Here is an 18,604-nt window from a genome sequence, read left to right as displayed (position 1 = left end):
TTTTACTTGATAATAGAAAATGGCACCAGTATAAATTCACAAAGTGAATCTCTATCAGTACCAAATATTGTAGAACCCATTTTTTGATGTAATTGGTTTTTTTTGTTGACTTTATCAATTTTGATGTTATTATTAAAAACAGATTAAAACTAAATGGCAAAGAAAAGAAGAGTAAAGTTATCTAACGAATACAGAGAGTTCCGGTTGGTGAAATGGAATGGTGTTAGCTTGACTTGAAGATGATCTTGGAGCCAGTGAGTCGGTGTCTTGATGCTGATGATCCGTTTGCACACGATAAAATGCGGAGTATAGTCACTATTTGATGTACTTTTGAGGCATGAGTTGTGAAACTCATGCAAACATGGGTGGTACCGCGAATACCTTCGTCCCTAAATGCTTTATTTGCATTTGGTGAACGAAGGTATTTTTTTTATTTTTAAATAACTCCAGGAGGTGATAATTATGACTGGATTACAAGCTATTAAACATAAGCAATTTAAGTTGAGCCAACCCAATCAATATAGTACAGACACAATTAATTTATTGGTTTTGAATATCATGCCTAATAAATTGGAAACGGAAAGTCAGATTTTGAATTTGTGTTCCGGTTATTCCAAGTCAATTAATTTCACATTTTTATATCCAAAATCGCATCATTTTAAATCTGATGTACTTGATCATTTACAAGAAACCTATGTAACTATCGACGATATTAAAGATGAATACTATGATGGTTTGCTGGTAACGGGTGCGCCAGTAGAATGTATGGAATTTGAAGAAGTTGATTACTGGGAAGAATTTAAACAATTACTCGAATGGTCAAGGACACATGTAACACAGTCAATTTATTTTTGCTGGGCAAGCCAAGCTGCCTTATATGCGGATTACGGAATTCAAAAACATAATGTCGATGATAAAATTTCAGGTATTTTCCCGCATCACAGTCAGTTAATTGATCCTCTGCTTGATGGATTTGGTGACACTTTTTATTTGCCACATTCACGTCATACCACACTGGATGATGAAGATATCTTGCAACAAGATGATTTAACTGTCTTAACTACTTCTAAAATTACCGGCCCCCAAATTATAGTCACGAAAGATCACCGGAGTACCTTTATCACGGGGCATCCAGAATATAGTACTGGGACGTTATACAATGAGTATTTTAGGGATGTCGATGCTGGCTTAGAACCACATGTTCCAGATAACTATTTTAAGCAAAACAATCCAACCAGTGATGTCAAAAATTATTGGCACGCAGATGGAGTTAAATTATTTGCTAATTGGTTAAACCAAATAAAATAACAATAAAAAAGGGAGATTTAACTTATGACAGAAAAACAATTACATTTTGAAACATTACAAGTAACGGCAGGACAAACAGTTGACGAAACAGGAGCACGAGCAGTTCCCATTTATCAAACAACCTCATATGTCTTTAAAGACGCAGAACAAGCCGCAGGACGTTTTGCATTGACTGATGCGGGTAATATTTATACTCGTTTAACAAATCCAACCACGTCTGTTTTTGAAGCTCGTGTGGCGGCTCTTGAAAATGGAACTTCGGCAGTTGCTTTGGCAACTGGTTCAGCTGCAATCACGGCTGCAATTTTGAATGTTGCTGACGCTGGCGATGAACTTGTATCTGCAAGTACTATCTACGGTGGAACATATGATTTGTTTAGTGTGACTTTGAAGAAGTTAGGAATCACCACTCGTTTTGTTGACCCAGATGATCCTCAAAATTTTGCGACTAAAATTAACGAACACACTAAAGCTTTGTACGTTGAAAGTATTGGCAATCCGGGAATCAATTTAGTTGATTTTGAAGCAATTGCTAAAATCGCTCATGACAATAATCTCATCTTGATTGTCGATAATACCTTTGGCACACCATACTTGACTCGTCCATTAGACTTTGGAGCCGATGTTGTGGTTCATTCAGCCACTAAGTTTATTGGCGGTCACGGAACTTCAATGGGTGGGGTGATTGTTGAAAATGGTAAATTTGATTTTACTAATGGTCGGTACCCTGGCTTTACAGAACCAGATGCCCAGTACAATGGCTTAGTTTGGAGCACGTTAGGTGGAGGAGCATTTACCACCAAGGTTCGAGCACAAGTCTTACGAGATACTGGGGCTGCTATCAGTCCATTTAACTCGTTCCTATTTATTCAAGGACTTGAAAGCCTCTCGTTGCGGGTTGAACGCCATGTTGAAAACACTCGTAAAATTGTCGACTTCTTAAATAATAATCCTAAGGTAGCCTGGATTAATTATCCTGAATTAGGCGACAGCAAATACAAGCCATTAGCAGATAAGTATTTCGAAAAAGGAGTTGGCTCAATCTTCACCCTTGGCTTAACTGGCGGTGAAAAAGCAGGTAAACAACTCATTGAAAAAACAGAATTATTCTCATTATTAGCTAACGTTGGGGATACACATTCATTAATCATCCATCCAGCTTCAACGACACATGCGCAGCTAAACGAAGCCGAATTGAAAGAGGCGGGAATTACTCCAGATTTGATTAGAATTTCAGTTGGGATTGAAAATGCGGATGACCTAATTGATGATTTGAAACAAGCACTAGATCAAATTTAAGGTTTAGAAATGGAAACTATTTTAATTAGTTTCTATTTTTTTGGACTTTTTTACGTATTTAACTTATAGGTGATGAAATGATAGCAGCTAAGTTAAACGGCAAGATAGTGATTGCCGACAAAAAAATTGATCGGCAACAAAAATATATTTGTCCAGCATGTGGGTCGGTCGTTATTTTCAAATGTGGGGCCATTAAATTACCCTATTTTGCACATCAAAAGGGTAGTGAATGTGCAAGCAGTGAAGGGGAAACAGAGGAGCATTTATTAGGGAAAAAACAAATTTTTCAATGGGCAAACTTAAATGGATATCAACCCCGCTATGAAGTTTATTTATCTGAAATAAAACAGCGGCCAGATATATTGATTGAAGTTAATGGACGAAGAATTGCCATTGAGTTTCAATGTAGTCCGATATCATGTCGAAGATTAACAGAGCGTAATCAAGGGTACCGCCAATTAAATATTGAAGTGATTTGGGCGTTAGGAAAACCGTACCGGCATAAATTGACAGATGAGAAAGTCGCGCAATTTACTCAACTGTTTCAGAAACGATTTTGTATTTTATTTTGGAATACTGAGACTGCTTTATTTGAATATAATTATGAATTTTGTCATTTTGAATTATGCTCCAAACAGCTTTCTCGTCGGGATGTTTTAAGCCAGCAGATTGAAAAGATTAGTCAAAAGTTGCGTGCTAAATCGGTTGATCTGATGCAAATTGCAGAGCAATGTTATTTGAATCATCATGACTTGCGGTTGATGCCTTTAATCGCTCATTTTCAAGAATCCGCCTGGCCAATTATGACTGTTAAACGTTCTTTTTTTCAAGTTGAAGTGTTATTAGCAATTGAACGGTTGCCCATCGGTTATTCTTGGGACCGAAAAGAATGGTTGGAGTGGTTACAAAGCTTGTCCGCTGGTCGGTGGTTGGATTATTGTTGTGTTCTCAATATTGAACAGTTGCGACTTCAGACATTAAAGGAATTTAGTCAGAAGTTGATTAAGGGAGAAATTATACAAAAAGATAATCAACAAATTACCTTAGTAAAATATCCAGTTTGGTTTCAATCAGAGATTGAGAAATTAACCCAAATAAAAAACGTTCCCAAACGGGAACGTTGAAAGTAGCACTAAATGATGTGTAATGATGGATGTTGCTTTTCTTTCAGGTTAGCTACGAAGTGATCGACTGAATCTAATTTGGTTGAGCAGACTTCAGTTAGTGATTTATAACTAAAATTAGGAATTAAAATACCATCTTGTTCAATGGTTGAATTGAAGACTACAGCTGAAGATTCATCAGTTACGCCCATCTCTTGAGCTAACTTTTGGTCGTCCTTGAAGGAATTCTTTGCAAGCTTGGAAGCACGATCTTCGGAGAACATCTCTGCATCTAGTCCAAGTTCACGAGCTATTTGAATACTCATTGATGAAGAATATTGTTGCCCTTGTTCCATAATGGCGTCTTGCATTTCAAATAAAAATGAGCGCCCTTTTTTTCGGCCCTGGAATGAAGCAGCCTTATAATCTAGTGCGACATCAAGTAGATGCTGGGTGATGCGATTTCTTAATGGTAAATTATGTGGGTCAAGATTTAATTGTTTAATTGTATTTGTAACAGTTTGCATGTTAACCAATGGCAGAAATTGAATTCTTACGTGACCATTGAGATTTTGCTTGAATTTCAAAGCGTCTTGTTCACATTGCATGCATTGTGAATCAAGCGGATTGACGAATAAATGGATTTCGAACAAAATGGCTCCTCCTTTTTATCGATAATTAACTATGTATATCCTTTTACTTCAACTACTTTAAGATAATTTGATGCAGAATTCAATTAAAACGACTTAAAGTTGTCCGTACAAATCATCATTTTTAATTTTTCCAAAAAATCGTATTAATGTCAAGGGAGATTAGGATAAAACCTAGGAGTTATTAATTAATAAATGCACAAAGTATGATAAAATGAAACAAGATATTGAGCGGGAGGCGAGCAAGATGATCGAAGATTGGAAGCATTTTTTACTGCCATACCAACAAGCAGTTGATGAATTAAAAGTTAAATTTCGGGGAATGCGAAAACAATTTCAAGATTTAAATCAACATGCTCCAATTGAGTTTGTCACTGGTCGAGTTAAGCCAGTCGATAGTATTAAAGAAAAAATGGTTAGACGCCATGTCGAAGAAGATCGTTTAGAACAAGATTTGCAAGATATTGCCGGCTTACGAATTATGTGTCAATTTGTAGAGGATATCTATCAAGTAGTTGACCTATTGCGTAAACGGACTGATATGACGATTCTTGAGGAACGTGACTATATTACTAATGCCAAGAGTAGTGGATATCGGTCTTACCATCTTGTTGTTGAGTATCCGGTCTATTTAGTGACAGGTGAAAAAAAGTTATTAGTGGAAATTCAAGTCAGGACTTTGGCTATGAATTTTTGGGCAACAATTGAACATTCCCTTAATTATAAATATCAAGATGATTTTCCTGAAGAATTAAGTGATCGGCTTCAGCGTGCTGGTGAAGCGGCATTTAAATTGGATACTGAAATGTCTGAAATTAGAGAAGAAATTCAAGAAGCGCAAAACCTATTTTCGTACGGCAAAAAAGATGTATGGTCTAAATATGAAAATCAAGATCAAGAACGGACAGATGATACACCTTAAAAAACAGAGGTAAATTATGAAGGTTTCTATTTACAGTAATCATACAGAAGATTCAAATCGAGTTTCAGATTTAATCATGAAAGAAATAAATAAGACTAACATTGAAGTTGACGATGATAACCCAGAAGTTGTCATTACAGTTGGTGGTGATGGGACCTTGCTGTCCGCATTCCATCATTATGCGCATCAAATTGATGATGTTAGGTTTGTTGGAGTCCATACGGGACATCTAGGCTTTTATACCGACTGGCGCGATTTTGAAGTCGGACAGATGGTTGATGGGCTAGCTAGTGATAATGGCCAAAAGGTTAGCTATCCATTGGTATGTGTGGATATTATTTATCAAGATGGCAGTGTTGATAACTTTACGGCACTGAATGAATCTACTGTTAAGAAAATTGAAAATACGATGGTATGCGATATTTACATCAAAGGCGAATTGTTTGAAAGATTTCGAGGCGACGGATTATGTGTCTCGACGCCGACGGGCTCAACGGGTTATAACAAGTCAGTAGGTGGGGCAGTCATTGATCCTAGTTTAGTTGGATTACAACTGGGTGAAATTGCCTCGATTAATAATCGAGTATTTAGAACTCTAGGGTCTCCAATCATTGTTGGTAAGGATCAATATTTAGACTTAGTGTTGAACACCGATGAACAGTTAATTGTCAGTGCTGATAATTTACAAGCACATGACATGGATAATAAGAAAAAGATTGCCAAAATTCATTATGAAATTTCGCCTCATGAAATTTCATTTGCAAGATATCGTCATACTAGTTTCTGGAAGCGTGTTGACGAGGCGTTTATTGGAGGAATTAAGTGAGATTTGCTTGGACGTATCATGATGAAGTACCAATTAAAGTTAGAACATTTTTAGGCATGAATGGAGTTACTAGGTCACTGTTAGTCGTCGCCAAATACCATGGCGGCGATATTTTGTTAAATGGTGACCACGTCTGGACTGTTAATCTAATGCATACTGGTGATACAGTTACGTTGGTTCTGCCCAATGAAGAAGCTACTGACCGAGTTGACAGCTGTAGTGCACCTATTGATATTATTTATGAGGATGATGATTATTTAATCTTGAATAAGCCAGCTGGGGTTGCGACTGTTCCTGCGCATCATGTTGTGACTGCAGATAGTTTGGTAAATCGCGTGAAGGGCTATTATCAGCGGATGAATTACCCAGATCAAGTTACCCATGTTGCTACCAGACTGGACAAGGACACGAGTGGAATTGTCATTTTCCCCAAACACAGATTTGCCCATGCCGTCATTGATCAACAGTTGAAACAACACCGAGTAGTAAAAAAATATCAAGCAATTACTTCAGGAGTCATACCAGCTAATCATGGTCTAATTGAAGCAGCATTAGAGCGTGACCCAGATTCATTTGTGAAACGGCAAGTTGGAACGAACGGTAAATATGCAACAACCGAGTATTGGGTTAAGCAACGATTTACGGACGCAACTCTGGTGGATGTGATGTTACATACTGGAAGAACCCATCAAATCAGAGTGCATTTTAACTTTTTGGGACATCCGCTGATTGGTGACCAGATGTATGAAGGGCCAACTGGATTGGAGCGACAGGCACTGCATTGTTATTATGTAAAATTTTTTAGCCCATTTAAAAATCAATATATTGAATTAACGTGTGAGTTGGCTGATGATATGAAAGCATTTTTGATGAAGAAGGTGTAAGCATGGATGATTTTGATAAGCGTAAATTTAACGAAGTTGAGGCTGCACTTAATACGCTCGGTGAAAAAGCGTTCCGAGCCGTCTTTTTAAATTTGTTGCGGTTTGATCAAACAGTCATTTATGCGAATGTACAACCTGATGAGCGAGAAGTAATCAATCGCTTTTTGACAATTGAAGAATTAGGTAAAATCTTCGATGCTCTTGAAGTGGAAGAAATGGAAACAATTCGATTTTTGAAAGAAATGACGCCACGGTTAGCATCAGCCATCTTGTCAGATATGTACATGGATAATCTGGCGGATTTATTGGGACGAATGAGTCGTTCTGATTTGGCGACTTACTTGAATTTATTGCCTAAAGAACAAATCCAAGAAGTCCGAGAATTACTGAATTATCATGAACGTACAGCTGGGGCCATTATGACGACGGAATATATTTCTGTGAACCAAAATGAGACAGTTGCCTCAGTGATGGAGATAGTTCGTAAGAGGGCCAGTCAAGCGGAGATTATTTATTATGTTTACGTTGAAGATGAAACTGAAGTGCTAGTGGGGGTAGTCACCTTACGTGAGTTAATCATGAATGACGATTCCTTAACCGTGAAACAATTCATGAAAACCAATGTGTTTAAGGTGCTCGTTGAAGATGATCAAGAAATTGTTGCGCAAAGAGTTAAAGAGTACAATTTCCTCGCAGTACCAGTCGTAAATACAACAGACCATTTGTTAGGAATTATTACGGTTGATGATATTATTGACGTCATGGATGAAGAATCAACTGAAGACTACTCGGGATTAGCCGGGGTCAAAGTTGATGGTGACGAACAGTCACCCTGGATTTCGGCATTACATAGGATGCCCTGGTTATTGACTTTACTAGTATTAGGAATGTCTACAGCCAGCTTAATTAACCATTTCGATAGTTTGGTGAGCCAAGCCAGTATTTTAGCAGTCTTTATCTCATTGATTACTGGCACGGCGGGTAACGCAGGCACGCAAAGCTTGGCAATTGCTGTGCGTAAGATTTCAGTACAAAATTACCATAAAATTTGGAAAATAATTCGTAATGAAGTTATTACAGGCATTATTATCGGGGTGTTTGCGGCCATTTCGATTACTATTATTGTTGAATTGTGGAAACATAGTTTGGCATTGGGAATGGTCGTTGGCATATCGATGGCAGCAGCGATTACCGTCGCTAACTTAGCAGGCAGTTTAATTCCAATTTTGATGGATAAAATTGGCGTTGATCCTGCGGTGGCTAGTGGACCGTTCATCTCAACATTATCCGATTTAACGTCTGTCTTAATTTATTTTTCCGTGGCACAAATTTTTATTAATTCGATTATGTAAGCATGACAGTGATTGATTCTTCTTATCCGTTTGGATAAAATCATCAAGTTGCGGTCATGCTTTTTTAATTGGATAGGGTCAAAACTAAATTGAAAAAGTTAGTTATGTTATAAAATATAACATTCGTTAATATTTAAATATTCAAAAGTATTGCCTTGATTTCGTTTTGCTATAGTAAGTTACAACGACTTTATGCTTTAAAATATTAAGTTTATGAATTTAATTGAATGTAAATCAAGTTAAATTGTCAGAAGCAGAGTTGACTTAAAAATAATAATTGGTATACTTTCCAGTGTTAGATGTTAGCTTATATAACACGGAGGGAAACTATGAGAATTGATGAGGATTGTATTGGAACAAAAGAAATACCAGATGACGCTTTATACGGAGTACACGCTGCGCGTGCCGCAGAGAATTTTCAAATCAGTTCTGAAAAGTTGCATCCACTACTTATTCAAAGCTTAATTCAAATCAAACGGGCCGCAGCACAAACAAATTTGGCTGCTGGAGCATTGCCTGAAAATAAAGCAAAGGCTATTATCAATGCTTGTAATGAGTTGTTATTTGGTAGCTACAACGCAGAGTTCATCGTGCCGGCAATTCAAGGCGGAGCAGGAACTTCTGCCAACATGAATGTCAATGAAGTAATCGCTAACTTAGCCACTAGAAATAGCGGCGTTAAAATCCATCCCAACGATGATGTAAACTTGGCTCAGTCAACTAATGATACATTTCCCACGGCCGGCAAAATGGCAATGCTCCGCAGCATACCATCATTAATGGCCAGTTTAAATCGACTCACTAAAACGTTATTAGATTTGGCCGGTGAGTATCAAGATACGATCAAAGTCGGGAGAACTCAGTTGCAAGATGCAGTTCCCACCACCTTCGGAAAAACATTCCATGGTTACTATTCAATGTTTCGTCGCGACATTAAACGCATCGAAATGGCATCCAACAGTTTGAAGGAAGTTAACTTGGGTGGCACGGCCATTGGTACAGGAATCAATGCAACGCCATATTATCAAGACAATGTCGTGCGTACATTGGAAGGAACGGCTAAATTGGGATTGAAACAAGCAGAGGATTTGATTGATTGTACCCAAAATTGTGATGCATATGTCATTTTTTCAGGTGCTCTCAAGGCACTTGCAGTAGATATGTCTAAATTTTCGAATGATTTACGATTGCTATCAAGTGGGCCACAAGCTGGATTGGCAGAATTAATTTTACCGGCTAAACAGGCAGGATCCTCTATTATGCCCGGTAAAATCAACCCGGTCATTCCAGAAGTTGTTAACCAGGTGTCATTTGAAGTGATTGGGGATGATGTGACTGTCACAATGGCAGCCGAAGCAGGTCAAATGGAACTCAATGCTTTCGAACCTATTATCTTCAAAAACATCTTAAAGGACGAGGAATTCCTGACCAATGCACTGACAACCTTAAACGATAATTGTGTTTCAGACATCATGGTGAATGAAGCAGCTTGCGCTAAAGAAGTAGAATATTCAGCGGTCACCGCTACTATCTTAACTCCGTATCTGGGATACGTGAAAACTACAGAAATCGTCAAACAAGCAACGCGAGAAAACAAATCTGTCAAAGAATTGGTTAAAGATTCGGGCTTGTTAAATGCAAGCTTGGTAGATGAGTTATTTAAGGCTGATAGCTTAGTTAATGAGCGAATTGCCGTTAAAGCAATGGCGAAGTAATTAAATCATCATAAGAAGTATAAAAAAGGCAGTTCTCAAATGATAATGAGAACTGCTTTTTGAGTATTAATTGTTAGTGAACCACTTTGACACAAACGCCTTCAGGACAGTGAACATCTTTTTGATTTAAGGTTAGTAATCCCGTGTCTTTATCACGAGAATACAGGGTGAGATTGTCAGTGTTTTGATTAGCAACAATCAAAAAGTCCTCAGTTTGGTCGAGTTCAAAATCACGAGGAAAATCGCCTTCAGTTGAAATTGATTGTAAGTGAGTTAATTTAAAATCTGAACCAATTTCAAATACAGCAATGGTATTTTGACCACGATTTGAATTGTAAAGGAAACGACCGTCAGAAGAAATGTGGATGGCTGCCGCACCGTTATGGGCAGTCCAATCTGATGGGATGGTTTTTATAGTTTGCACGTGCGTAAATTCGGCTGAAGTAGAGTTATATGAGAGTACTTCAACTTGGCTACTGAGTTCACCCATTAGATAAGCAAATTTACCATTGTGGTGGAAAACAATGTGACGTGAACCAAAACCTGGTTCGCTGTGGTATTGCGATACTGCAGTTAGTTTGCCATCATCTGAAACGTCATAAACCACAACTAAGTCCATTCCGAGATCACAAACTACTAGCCGTTGATCAGGGGTTAAGTCACAATAATGGACATGAGGTGTATTTTGTTCAGGAGCTGGCCCAGTAACACCTTGATGTGTGACTGAATCGGTGAGCGTTAATGAACCGTCATTATTGGTTTTCATCACATCTACAGTTGCTAAATGATAATTACCACTAAAAACAAGTTGACGGGCTTCGTCAATCCCAACATATGCAGGTGGTGCGCCATCAGCCAAAACTTTGTCTGCAGCGGCAAATGAATTGTCATTTAAATCAAATGAACCGACACCACCTTCATCATCTTCTTTAATGACGGAGAAGAGGTGGTGTGACTTTGAAATTGCCAAATAAGTTGGATTAGACGCTTCAATGATAAACTTTGGTTCTGAAAGTGTTTTGCTGTTAGTATCAAGCTCAACAGTGTAAATTCCTTTACTGGTCTTTTTTGTGTATGTACCAATGATAAAAGTTTCTTTCATGTTAAATGCTCCTTTGTTAATGTATGAACATAGTCTATTATAATGGTTCTGGGTAATCAATACTAAGATATTACTAAATATGTTAAAATTAATTTGATAAAGGGAGTTGATGGTGCGATGAAAGCAAGCGGTAACGAGAGTAATAAAAAAGTACATTCGATTTTGAATATCATCAAACGTAGTCAAATTGTCAGTGCGTTAGTGGTCATTTTATTAGTTTTGTTGATTTTTTTGGTTGGCAGTAAAGTATCCTGGTTGTTTAATCCCATTAAAGATTTTTTGAGTATTGTTGGGTTGCCAATTGTGCTAGCTGGCGTCTTTTATTATTTGCTGAATCCACTGGTCGATAGTTGGGAACGCAGATTCAAAATTAATCGTACTTTGACGATTTCATTTGTATTTTTGATTCTGATTGGTCTCATTGTTTGGGGACTTTGGACACTTATTCCGGTGATTAATCAACAAATTCAAAGCATGATTACGTCAATTCCCGCTTATATCGACCACATCAGCCGGGATATTAATGGTGCCATGAAGCATCCATTGTTCAATCAGTTTTCTGATCAAGTGGAACATTGGACCAAAACGGCCGGGGATGAATTGTCGGCTAAATCTAGCAGCTATTTGAAAACAACGGTTAATTCTCTTGGAGATGTGGTTGGGACTATTACGACGATTGTGGTTGCCATTATCACCATGCCATTTATCCTATTTTACTTACTACGGGATGGAAAAAATTTACCACATTATATGGCAAAATTTGTTCCGGATAAGGGACGAAAATCGTTTTTCTTGGTTTTAACTGAGATTAATACTCAAATTAGTAATTATGTTCGTGGACAATTAACGGTCGCTTTTTTTGTTGGAATTATGTTTTGGTTGGGATATCTAACGATTGGCCTAAAATACGCGCTTACTATCGGGATTATTGCTGGGATTTTAAATATGATTCCTTATTTAGGGTCCTTTTTAGCAATGGTGCCTGCTGTGTTGGTGGGGGCGTTCATTTCACCGTGGATGCTTGTCAAAGTATTCATTGTATTTGTGATTGAGCAGACCATTGAAGGTCGGGTTCTATCGCCACTAATTCTAGGTAGTAACTTGAAAATTCATCCAGTGACGATTATCGTTGTCTTACTCGCAGCGGGTAAAATGTTTGGGGTGCTTGGTGTTATTTTTGGTATTCCAGGATATGCCGTGTTAAAAGTACTGATCAGCCATTTATTTGAATGGTATCAGCTTAATTCTCCATTATATGAAACTAAAGAAACAGATACTTTAAAGGACGAGGATCAACAAATTTGAAAAAAATAGAACTTGGTAAGCAATTTGTCGCACAACATTTGGATTTGTTTAGATGTCCAATCTGTCAGCAACCGGCCAGTAGTATTGAAGAAAATAGTTTAGTGTGTCCTGAGGGGCATCGAATTGATTTTAACAAACAGGGTTATTTATACTTTTTGTTACGTGCAATCAATGGCGAATATGATCGAGAGATGCTGGCGTCCCGACGTGAATTATTGAATCAAGGTTTGTTTTCACCAATCGTCGATGAAATTGCGACACACTTACAATCCACACCAGCCACCATTTTAGACGTTGGCTGTGGAGAAGGAACACCGTTGAAATATCTCGAAGAATTGCGAAATCAGCAAGATGTTGCGATTGGTTTTGATATTTCTAAAGATGGAATTGGATTAGCAACTCAGCTGGAAACAAACGCATGGTTTTGTGCGGCAGATTTAAGACAATTACCATTTAATAATTCAACGTTTGATACAGTTTTGGAAATTTTTTCACCATCTGATTATAATGAATTTAAAAGAGTTTTAAAGCCTGGTGGGACGTTAATCAAAGTTATTCCAAATGCCAATTATTTAATGGAACTTCGGCAAATGCTATATCCGAGTGGGCAACATCAAACTTATAGTAATGCTGCCGTAGTCGAATTATTTAAAAAGAACTTTCCAGATACAACTACGAAACAGGTGACTTATGAATTTGAATTACCCGTTAACCTGCGTGCTCAAATGGTCGAAATGACTCCGTTACATTGGGGAAAAGATGCCATTAAGCTCACGGATGATGACTTATTAAATCTTACAAAAATTACAGTAGATGTTACTTTATTAATTGCTAAAGCAGAGTAGGCTTAAGAATAGTTTGCATTATGTTTAAGTAAGTGGTAAATTTTATTTAACAATCTTTTGGTAGTTGACTTTGATTTTATCACGATTAGCTAGCCGAATGAACTGCATTAAAGTAGCGTTTCGCCGTGCCCACACCGAGACCCTGCTTTTTTTTATGTCCTAATTTATATTATTGAATGGAGAATTACCTTGACGAATCATATTGCACTTTTTGAACCGCTAATGCCTGCTAACACTGGTAATATTGCACGTACCTGTGCAGGAACTGATACCCATCTTCACTTAATTAAGCCACTTGGATTTTCGGTGGACGACAAACATATGAAACGAGCTGGATTAGATTATTGGGATAAGGTTGACATCACTTATCATGACAATTTACCAGCCTTTATTGACAGTATTCCTGATATCAAACGTTTATTTATTGTGTCTAAGTTTGCGAGTCGTGATTATTCAATGCCAGACTACACGGATTCAGACACTCAAGATAATTATTTTCTCTTTGGTAAAGAAACCACAGGGCTACCGGAAGCATTTATGCGTCAATATCCAGAAAATGCGATTCGTATTCCACAAGACGATACTAAAATTCGAGCACTTAATTTATCAAACAGTGCAGCGATTGTCATTTATGAAGCTTTACGACAACAACAATTTAATGGACTAGAACGAGTTCATGAATACCAAAATGATAAGTTAAAATAATGTGTTAAACTGAAATAGTTCGAATAATACATGAGATGAGGGAGTTTCATTGGCAACAAAGCGTAAAAAAACAAGTACAAAAAAACCTAGAAAAAAAAGCTCAAAAAAATACGATGCAGCGCTGAATAATTTGCAAGGAATTATTTTGGTTCTGATTGCTTTATTTGGGTTCTTTAATTTAGGTGTTGTGGGAACTTTCATTGCTAATCTTGTGAGAATCGCGGTTGGTCAAAGTTATCAAGTTATTTTAGGTATCTTTGTAGTTTATGGAATCTATAAAGCTTTTACAGGACGTTGGCCAAAGTTTAAAGCGAGAATTGTGATAGGTGTCCTGATTGCATACATTGGTGTCTTAGCAATAATGCATGTGATGATGTTCAATCAATTGAATCTACACAACGATTTTGTCGAATTAACATGGAATAGTTTAAATGAAGATATTGTTCAAGGTAGTTTGACGATGCCTGTAGGTGGGGGGATGATTGGTGCTTATTTGTACACTGCCTCTTACTATTTGATTGCAAATTTGGGCACTGTTTTGGTGGCAGGATTATTAATTGTCATTGGTGCTGTGATGGCCTTTAACATTCCGGTTGCCAAGTTACTAGGACACGTAGGCGACACTGCTAAACAATCTGCACAATGGGCTAAGGAACAAAAAGAAATGCACGATGCAAAGCCTAAAGAAAAACCTGCTTCTAAGAATTTGCCTAAAAAGCAAGAAAAGAATTTACCGACTCCAGTTAAGGAAAAGCCAAGCGTGGTTCAAGATTTCTTCGAACCAGAAGCGGTTGAAATGCCTAAGAAAACTGAGGAATCAGCTGCGCCAAAAGGTCCTAATATTACCGTTGCCAGCCATCGGGCAACTAATGAAAATAAAACGAAATCAACCGATGAAGAAGTTAGTTTGCAACCAGCACAAGAAAGTGAAAATGAGGATTATCAATTACCTCCAACAACTCTCTTAACCAAGGTTGACGCAACTGATCAAAGTGCTGAGTTGAAGTCAATTCAAGAGAATACCAAAAAGTTAACTGAAACCTTAGCTTCGTTTGGGGTTGAAGTACAAGTCGAAAATGTTAATTTAGGGCCCTCAGTGACCAAGTATGAGTTGCATCCAGCAGTCGGAGTCAAGGTTAGCCGGATTGTTCATTTGGCAGACGATTTAGCTTTGGCTTTAGCAGCAAAAGATATTCGTATCGAAGCACCAATACCAGGTAAATCGCTAATTGGAATTGAAGTACCTAATCGACAAATTGCGACAGTCGGATTTAGAGATATGATTGAAGCAATGCCGAAAAATGACAAAGTGTTAGAAGTACCATTGGGTCGTAGTGTAACTGGTCAAGTAATGATGGCAGATTTAACTAAGATGCCACATTTGTTAATTGCCGGTGCCACAGGTAGTGGTAAATCAGTTGCCATCAACGGTATTATTACAAGTATCTTGTTGAAAGCCAAACCACATGAAGTTAAATTCTTAATGATTGATCCAAAAAAAGTTGAATTGAGTGTGTACAATGGTATTCCACATTTACTAAGTCCAGTTGTATCTGAACCTAAACGTGCCTCTAAAGCATTAGCTAAGGTTGTTGATGAAATGCAACGTCGGTATGAACTATTTTCAGGCTTTGGCGTCCGCAATATTGGTGGTTATAACAAAATGGTTCGTGATTCAAATTCTGAAAAGAATGAAAATCAAGCATATTTACCATTAATTTTGGTGGTTGTTGATGAATTGGCTGATTTGATGATGACTGTTTCAAACGATGTTGAAGATTCAATCGTTCGTATCGCACAAATGGGGCGTGCAGCTGGAATTCACATGATTTTGGCAACCCAGAGACCATCAGTTGATGTTATTACTGGTTTGATTAAAGCTAACGTACCTTCTCGAATTGCTTTTGCTGTTTCAAGTGGGATTGATTCAAGAACCATTTTGGATAGTAATGGGGCTGAAAAATTATTAGGTCGTGGTGATATGTTATTTATGCCAATTGATCAAAATAAGCCAGTTCGTGTTCAAGGAGCATTTATTTCTGATACTGATGTGGAATCAGTCGTTGATTTTATTAAGGTCGAACAACCGGCTCAATATGATGAAACGATGGTTGTTAAAGATGAAGAAGTCGAAGTTAATGATGTTGACGATGATACTGATGAGTTGTTTAACGATGCGGTGGACTTTGTTGTTGACCAACAAAAAGCCTCAACGTCGTTAATTCAACGGCGATTTAGGATTGGTTATAACCGTGCAGCACGAATGGTAGACGATATGGAACAGCGAGGAATAATTGGACCTTCCGAGGGATCAAAGCCTCGACAGGTTTATAAACAACCAGCTGATGATGTATCAGACGAAAACTAAATTGAGTCAAAAAAAAGAAGTTCAACATCGTTGAACTTCTTTTTAATACCAACCCATTGCTGAGACAACGCCTAACAAAGTGCTAGCGAGCATTGAAATGACCATGAGCCAAATTGAAATTGTGGTAATCTTTTGAAAAACTGATTTTTTCTTTTTTTCTTTTGCCATTAATTATTCCTCCGTATATCAATCAAATCCATTCTACCTAAAAACCAGAGGAATTACAATTTACAAATATTTTCTTTTCTTTAAAATTAAATAAGTAATTAAGCAAACGACAATAGTAAACAGCATTAGCAGAGTAAATGCTGAGACTAATTTTGCTCCAGGAAGGTCAACATTCATGCCGTAAATACCCCCGATAATGGTGGGAATGGTCATGATTAAGGTGAGTGATGTTAAAACTTTCATGACGTCATTCAGATTATTGGAGACCACTGATGAGACCATATTACTATATTGCTCCAATATTTCGCCTTGGGTCTTGGCCATGGTCATGGCTTGTTCATTTTTTAAAGCAACCGCAGAAATGGTTTTTGTCAAAGGCGTGGTACTAAATAGGCTATCATTTTGTTTAATTTGATCAATTACTTTCTGGTTTTGTGCTAGAGATGATTTAAAATCAATAATTGTTTTTTGAATTGCCATAATTTGATAAATTTGTTCGTTTTCAGTCGCAGACGTCAATTGACGCTCGAGTAAATCCATTTGAACAGCAGTTTTGTCTAGTGAAGTCACGAAATCCTTGGTAATAAACCAAATTAAACGTGCTGCAAAGTTTTCATGATCAGTAATTGTTTCTTGAAGACTTGACTGATTTATCACAAAATGTTGAATGAAAGAGGCGGGGTGGTTAGACACAGTAATAATGGACCCTTCAGAAATAATGAACATAATTGGAAAAGTACTGTGCGTCAAGTAACCAAGTGGACTGGTTTCATATTTAGGATATTGCAGTAAAATCGATGTGTTTTCTTGGGGTGTTTTTCCAAAATTAACCCGAGAAATTTCTTGGTCTTGCAGCACTGAGGATAGACTGAAATTGCTTACTTTAAAAAGTTGAGCGATTTGATTAATTTCGTCCTCGGTGGGGCTTTCTAAATTTATCCAGCGATGATCAGCAGTCAAGGCCGCTTGGTCATCGATAGTCACCAATTCAGAAGAATCTGTTGTAAAGTATTGAATCATTGAATGCCTCCAGACGACTCCTATTGAATCAGGAGCAACATTTTTCTATAATGATAGTTATTGAAATTAAAAGATAGTGGGAATGTTAAATGAATGCAGCAATTCTTAAAATTATCATGCAACTATTAGTTATCATAATAGTGTCATTGATTGTCATTTTAATCAAGAAAGTAATGAAGAAAAAGAAACGGGCAATGTATAACTTTTATGACCTGTGGCCAATTTTCATGTTATATTTTGGTGCATTGAATTTGAAGTGGGGCTTGTTCCCATATGTGGTGATTGGCTGGATGGCGATTGGAATTGCGCTAGTACTTATTGAAATTGTTCACAATCGTGAGGTCTTATTCAAAAAGTTTTTCTTCTCATTTTGGCGGATTACAGTGGTTTACACCACTATTGTGTATATTTTGTCGATATTCGTTAGTTTAATGGGACTATCTCCCACTTTATAATAATTATATAAATGCTGTCATAGCAGGCTTTTGCTCTTTAGAAAGCTTGCTATTTTTTTGATTATCTTTTTTTGAAAAATTTGTGGTGGAAAGTGGGGAGATGTGGTAGACTAAAACCAAGCGTTGATGAAATGGGGGTGAGTAGTCGTGTTTATGGGAGAATTTTCACATAGTATTGATACCAAAGGACGACTAATCATTCCTGCTAAGTTTCGCGATCAATTGGGAGCGCAATTTGTTGTGACTCGGGGAATGGATGGTTGTCTTTTTGGCTATCCAATGAGTGAATGGGAAGTCCTTGAACAGAAGTTAAAGGAACTACCACTTAACAAAAAAGATGCTCGGGCGTTTGTCCGGTTCTTCTACTCAGCCGCAACTGAATGTGAATTCGATAAGCAAGGACGAGTTAATCTACCTCAAGCGCTCAGCGAACATGCTGGACTTGAAAAGAAATGTGTCATCGTGGGAGTTTCAGATAGAATTGAAATCTGGAGTGAAGACCGTTGGAACAACTTTGCTGAAGGTGCAGAAGAAAACTTTGATGAAATTGCAGAAAAACTAGACTTTGGACTTTAAT

18 protein-coding genes and 1 other annotated feature are annotated in these 18,604 nt (G+C 37.5%); of the genes, 14 read left to right on the top strand and 4 right to left on the bottom strand.

What is annotated here, in order from left to right:
- Positions 1-150: 150 nt before the first annotated feature.
- Positions 151-394 (top strand) — a binding site (T-box leader).
- Between the two features lie 68 nt (positions 395-462).
- The 3 genes from FFM59_RS04070 (at position 463) to FFM59_RS04060 (ending at position 3,731) form a co-directional block, all read left to right on the top strand.
- A complete protein-coding gene (locus FFM59_RS04070) occupies positions 463-1,308 on the top strand; it encodes a homoserine O-succinyltransferase (RefSeq protein ID WP_137601771.1) in 846 nt (281 codons plus the stop codon).
- Positions 1,309-1,332: 24 nt separating this feature from the next.
- Positions 1,333-2,607: an O-acetylhomoserine aminocarboxypropyltransferase/cysteine synthase family protein gene (locus tag FFM59_RS04065; protein WP_137601770.1), complete on the top strand. Its 1,275-nt coding sequence runs from the start codon at positions 1,333-1,335 to the stop codon at positions 2,605-2,607.
- Between the two features lie 77 nt (positions 2,608-2,684).
- A complete protein-coding gene (locus FFM59_RS04060) occupies positions 2,685-3,731 on the top strand; it encodes a competence protein CoiA (protein ID WP_137601769.1) in 1,047 nt (348 codons plus the stop codon).
- 8 nt (positions 3,732-3,739) lie between these two features.
- On the opposite strand, the gene FFM59_RS04055 is transcribed toward FFM59_RS04060, so the two are convergent.
- Entirely contained in the window at positions 3,740-4,363 is a 624-nt protein-coding gene (locus FFM59_RS04055) for a DsbA family protein (protein WP_137601768.1), read from the bottom strand.
- Between the two features lie 244 nt (positions 4,364-4,607).
- Here FFM59_RS04055 and yjbM point away from each other — a divergent pair, with 244 nt between their 5' ends.
- From yjbM to FFM59_RS04030, 5 genes are all read left to right on the top strand, one after another.
- Positions 4,608-5,282, top strand: coding sequence for a GTP diphosphokinase (yjbM, locus tag FFM59_RS04050; protein WP_170175926.1), 675 nt, complete (start codon positions 4,608-4,610; stop codon positions 5,280-5,282).
- A 16-nt stretch (positions 5,283-5,298) separates the two neighbouring features.
- A complete protein-coding gene (locus FFM59_RS04045) occupies positions 5,299-6,108 on the top strand; it encodes an NAD kinase (protein WP_137601767.1) in 810 nt (269 codons plus the stop codon).
- Positions 6,105-6,992: an RluA family pseudouridine synthase gene (locus FFM59_RS04040; RefSeq protein ID WP_371858075.1), complete on the top strand. Its 888-nt coding sequence runs from the start codon at positions 6,105-6,107 to the stop codon at positions 6,990-6,992. Before FFM59_RS04045 ends, FFM59_RS04040 begins: the two co-directional genes overlap by 4 nt.
- A 2-nt stretch (positions 6,993-6,994) precedes the next feature.
- Positions 6,995-8,344: a magnesium transporter gene (gene mgtE, locus FFM59_RS04035; RefSeq protein WP_137601766.1), complete on the top strand. Its 1,350-nt coding sequence runs from the start codon at positions 6,995-6,997 to the stop codon at positions 8,342-8,344.
- A 329-nt stretch (positions 8,345-8,673) separates the two neighbouring features.
- Complete coding sequence (locus tag FFM59_RS04030; RefSeq protein ID WP_137601765.1) at positions 8,674-10,059, top strand: aspartate ammonia-lyase; 1,386 nt, start codon at positions 8,674-8,676, stop codon at positions 10,057-10,059.
- 73 nt (positions 10,060-10,132) lie between these two features.
- Here the strand turns inward: FFM59_RS04030 and FFM59_RS04025 are convergent, their stop codons facing one another.
- Entirely contained in the window at positions 10,133-11,161 is a 1,029-nt protein-coding gene (locus FFM59_RS04025; RefSeq protein ID WP_137601764.1) for a lactonase family protein, read from the bottom strand.
- Positions 11,162-11,278: 117 nt separating this feature from the next.
- Here FFM59_RS04025 and FFM59_RS04020 point away from each other — a divergent pair, with 117 nt between their 5' ends.
- From FFM59_RS04020 to FFM59_RS04005, 4 genes are all read left to right on the top strand, one after another.
- Entirely contained in the window at positions 11,279-12,466 is a 1,188-nt protein-coding gene (locus FFM59_RS04020; protein ID WP_137601763.1) for an AI-2E family transporter, read from the top strand.
- The gene (locus tag FFM59_RS04015; protein ID WP_137601762.1) at positions 12,463-13,311 is read left to right on the top strand and encodes a methyltransferase domain-containing protein; all 849 of its coding nucleotides are present in this window, start codon (positions 12,463-12,465) and stop codon (positions 13,309-13,311) included. Before FFM59_RS04020 ends, FFM59_RS04015 begins: the two co-directional genes overlap by 4 nt.
- 189 nt (positions 13,312-13,500) lie before the next feature.
- Positions 13,501-14,016, top strand: a complete 516-nt coding sequence (locus FFM59_RS04010; protein WP_137601761.1) for a tRNA (cytidine(34)-2'-O)-methyltransferase — start codon at positions 13,501-13,503, stop codon at positions 14,014-14,016.
- Positions 14,017-14,065: 49 nt separating this feature from the next.
- Positions 14,066-16,384, top strand: coding sequence for an FtsK/SpoIIIE family DNA translocase (locus tag FFM59_RS04005; RefSeq protein WP_137601760.1), 2,319 nt, complete (start codon positions 14,066-14,068; stop codon positions 16,382-16,384).
- Between the two features lie 42 nt (positions 16,385-16,426).
- On the opposite strand, the gene FFM59_RS04000 is transcribed toward FFM59_RS04005, so the two are convergent.
- Together FFM59_RS04000 and FFM59_RS03995 are read right to left on the bottom strand one after the other, a co-directional pair.
- Positions 16,427-16,552: a DUF4044 domain-containing protein gene (locus tag FFM59_RS04000; RefSeq protein ID WP_137601759.1), complete on the bottom strand. Its 126-nt coding sequence runs from the start codon at positions 16,550-16,552 to the stop codon at positions 16,427-16,429.
- Positions 16,553-16,612: 60 nt separating this feature from the next.
- Positions 16,613-17,572, bottom strand: a complete 960-nt coding sequence (locus FFM59_RS03995) for a magnesium transporter CorA family protein (RefSeq protein ID WP_137601758.1) — start codon at positions 17,570-17,572, stop codon at positions 16,613-16,615.
- Between the two features lie 89 nt (positions 17,573-17,661).
- On the opposite strand from FFM59_RS03995, the gene FFM59_RS03990 reads away from it, so the two are divergent.
- Both FFM59_RS03990 and mraZ read left to right on the top strand, forming a co-directional pair.
- Positions 17,662-18,027: a DUF3397 family protein gene (locus tag FFM59_RS03990; protein ID WP_137601757.1), complete on the top strand. Its 366-nt coding sequence runs from the start codon at positions 17,662-17,664 to the stop codon at positions 18,025-18,027.
- Between the two features lie 147 nt (positions 18,028-18,174).
- Entirely contained in the window at positions 18,175-18,603 is a 429-nt protein-coding gene (mraZ, locus tag FFM59_RS03985; protein WP_137601756.1) for a division/cell wall cluster transcriptional repressor MraZ, read from the top strand.
- The last annotated feature ends 1 nt before the right edge of the window (position 18,604 follow it).

Source organism: Paucilactobacillus nenjiangensis (assembly GCF_005405445.1).
GTDB classification, from domain to species: Bacteria; Bacillota; Bacilli; order Lactobacillales; family Lactobacillaceae; genus Paucilactobacillus; species Paucilactobacillus nenjiangensis.
The sequence above is the reverse complement of the archived record's forward strand: the minus strand, read 5'-3'. Positions and strand labels throughout refer to the sequence as shown.

Bases quoted from the DNA above. Each gene is read 5' to 3' on its own strand.
- FFM59_RS04070 (WP_137601771.1), top strand. From the start codon at position 463: ATGACTGGATTACAAGCTATTAAACATAAGCAATTTAAGTTGAGCCAA.
- FFM59_RS04065 (WP_137601770.1), top strand. From the start codon at position 1,333: ATGACAGAAAAACAATTACATTTTGAAACATTACAAGTAACGGCAGGA.
- FFM59_RS04060 (WP_137601769.1), top strand. From the start codon at position 2,685: ATGATAGCAGCTAAGTTAAACGGCAAGATAGTGATTGCCGACAAAAAA.
- yjbM (WP_170175926.1), top strand. From the start codon at position 4,608: ATGATCGAAGATTGGAAGCATTTTTTACTGCCATACCAACAAGCAGTT.
- FFM59_RS04045 (WP_137601767.1), top strand. From the start codon at position 5,299: ATGAAGGTTTCTATTTACAGTAATCATACAGAAGATTCAAATCGAGTT.
- mgtE (WP_137601766.1), top strand. From the start codon at position 6,995: ATGGATGATTTTGATAAGCGTAAATTTAACGAAGTTGAGGCTGCACTT.
- FFM59_RS04030 (WP_137601765.1), top strand. From the start codon at position 8,674: ATGAGAATTGATGAGGATTGTATTGGAACAAAAGAAATACCAGATGAC.
- FFM59_RS04025 (WP_137601764.1), bottom strand. From the start codon at position 11,161: ATGAAAGAAACTTTTATCATTGGTACATACACAAAAAAGACCAGTAAA.
- FFM59_RS04020 (WP_137601763.1), top strand. From the start codon at position 11,279: ATGAAAGCAAGCGGTAACGAGAGTAATAAAAAAGTACATTCGATTTTG.
- FFM59_RS04000 (WP_137601759.1), bottom strand. From the start codon at position 16,552: ATGGCAAAAGAAAAAAAGAAAAAATCAGTTTTTCAAAAGATTACCACA.
- FFM59_RS03995 (WP_137601758.1), bottom strand. From the start codon at position 17,572: ATGATTCAATACTTTACAACAGATTCTTCTGAATTGGTGACTATCGAT.
- FFM59_RS03990 (WP_137601757.1), top strand. From the start codon at position 17,662: ATGAATGCAGCAATTCTTAAAATTATCATGCAACTATTAGTTATCATA.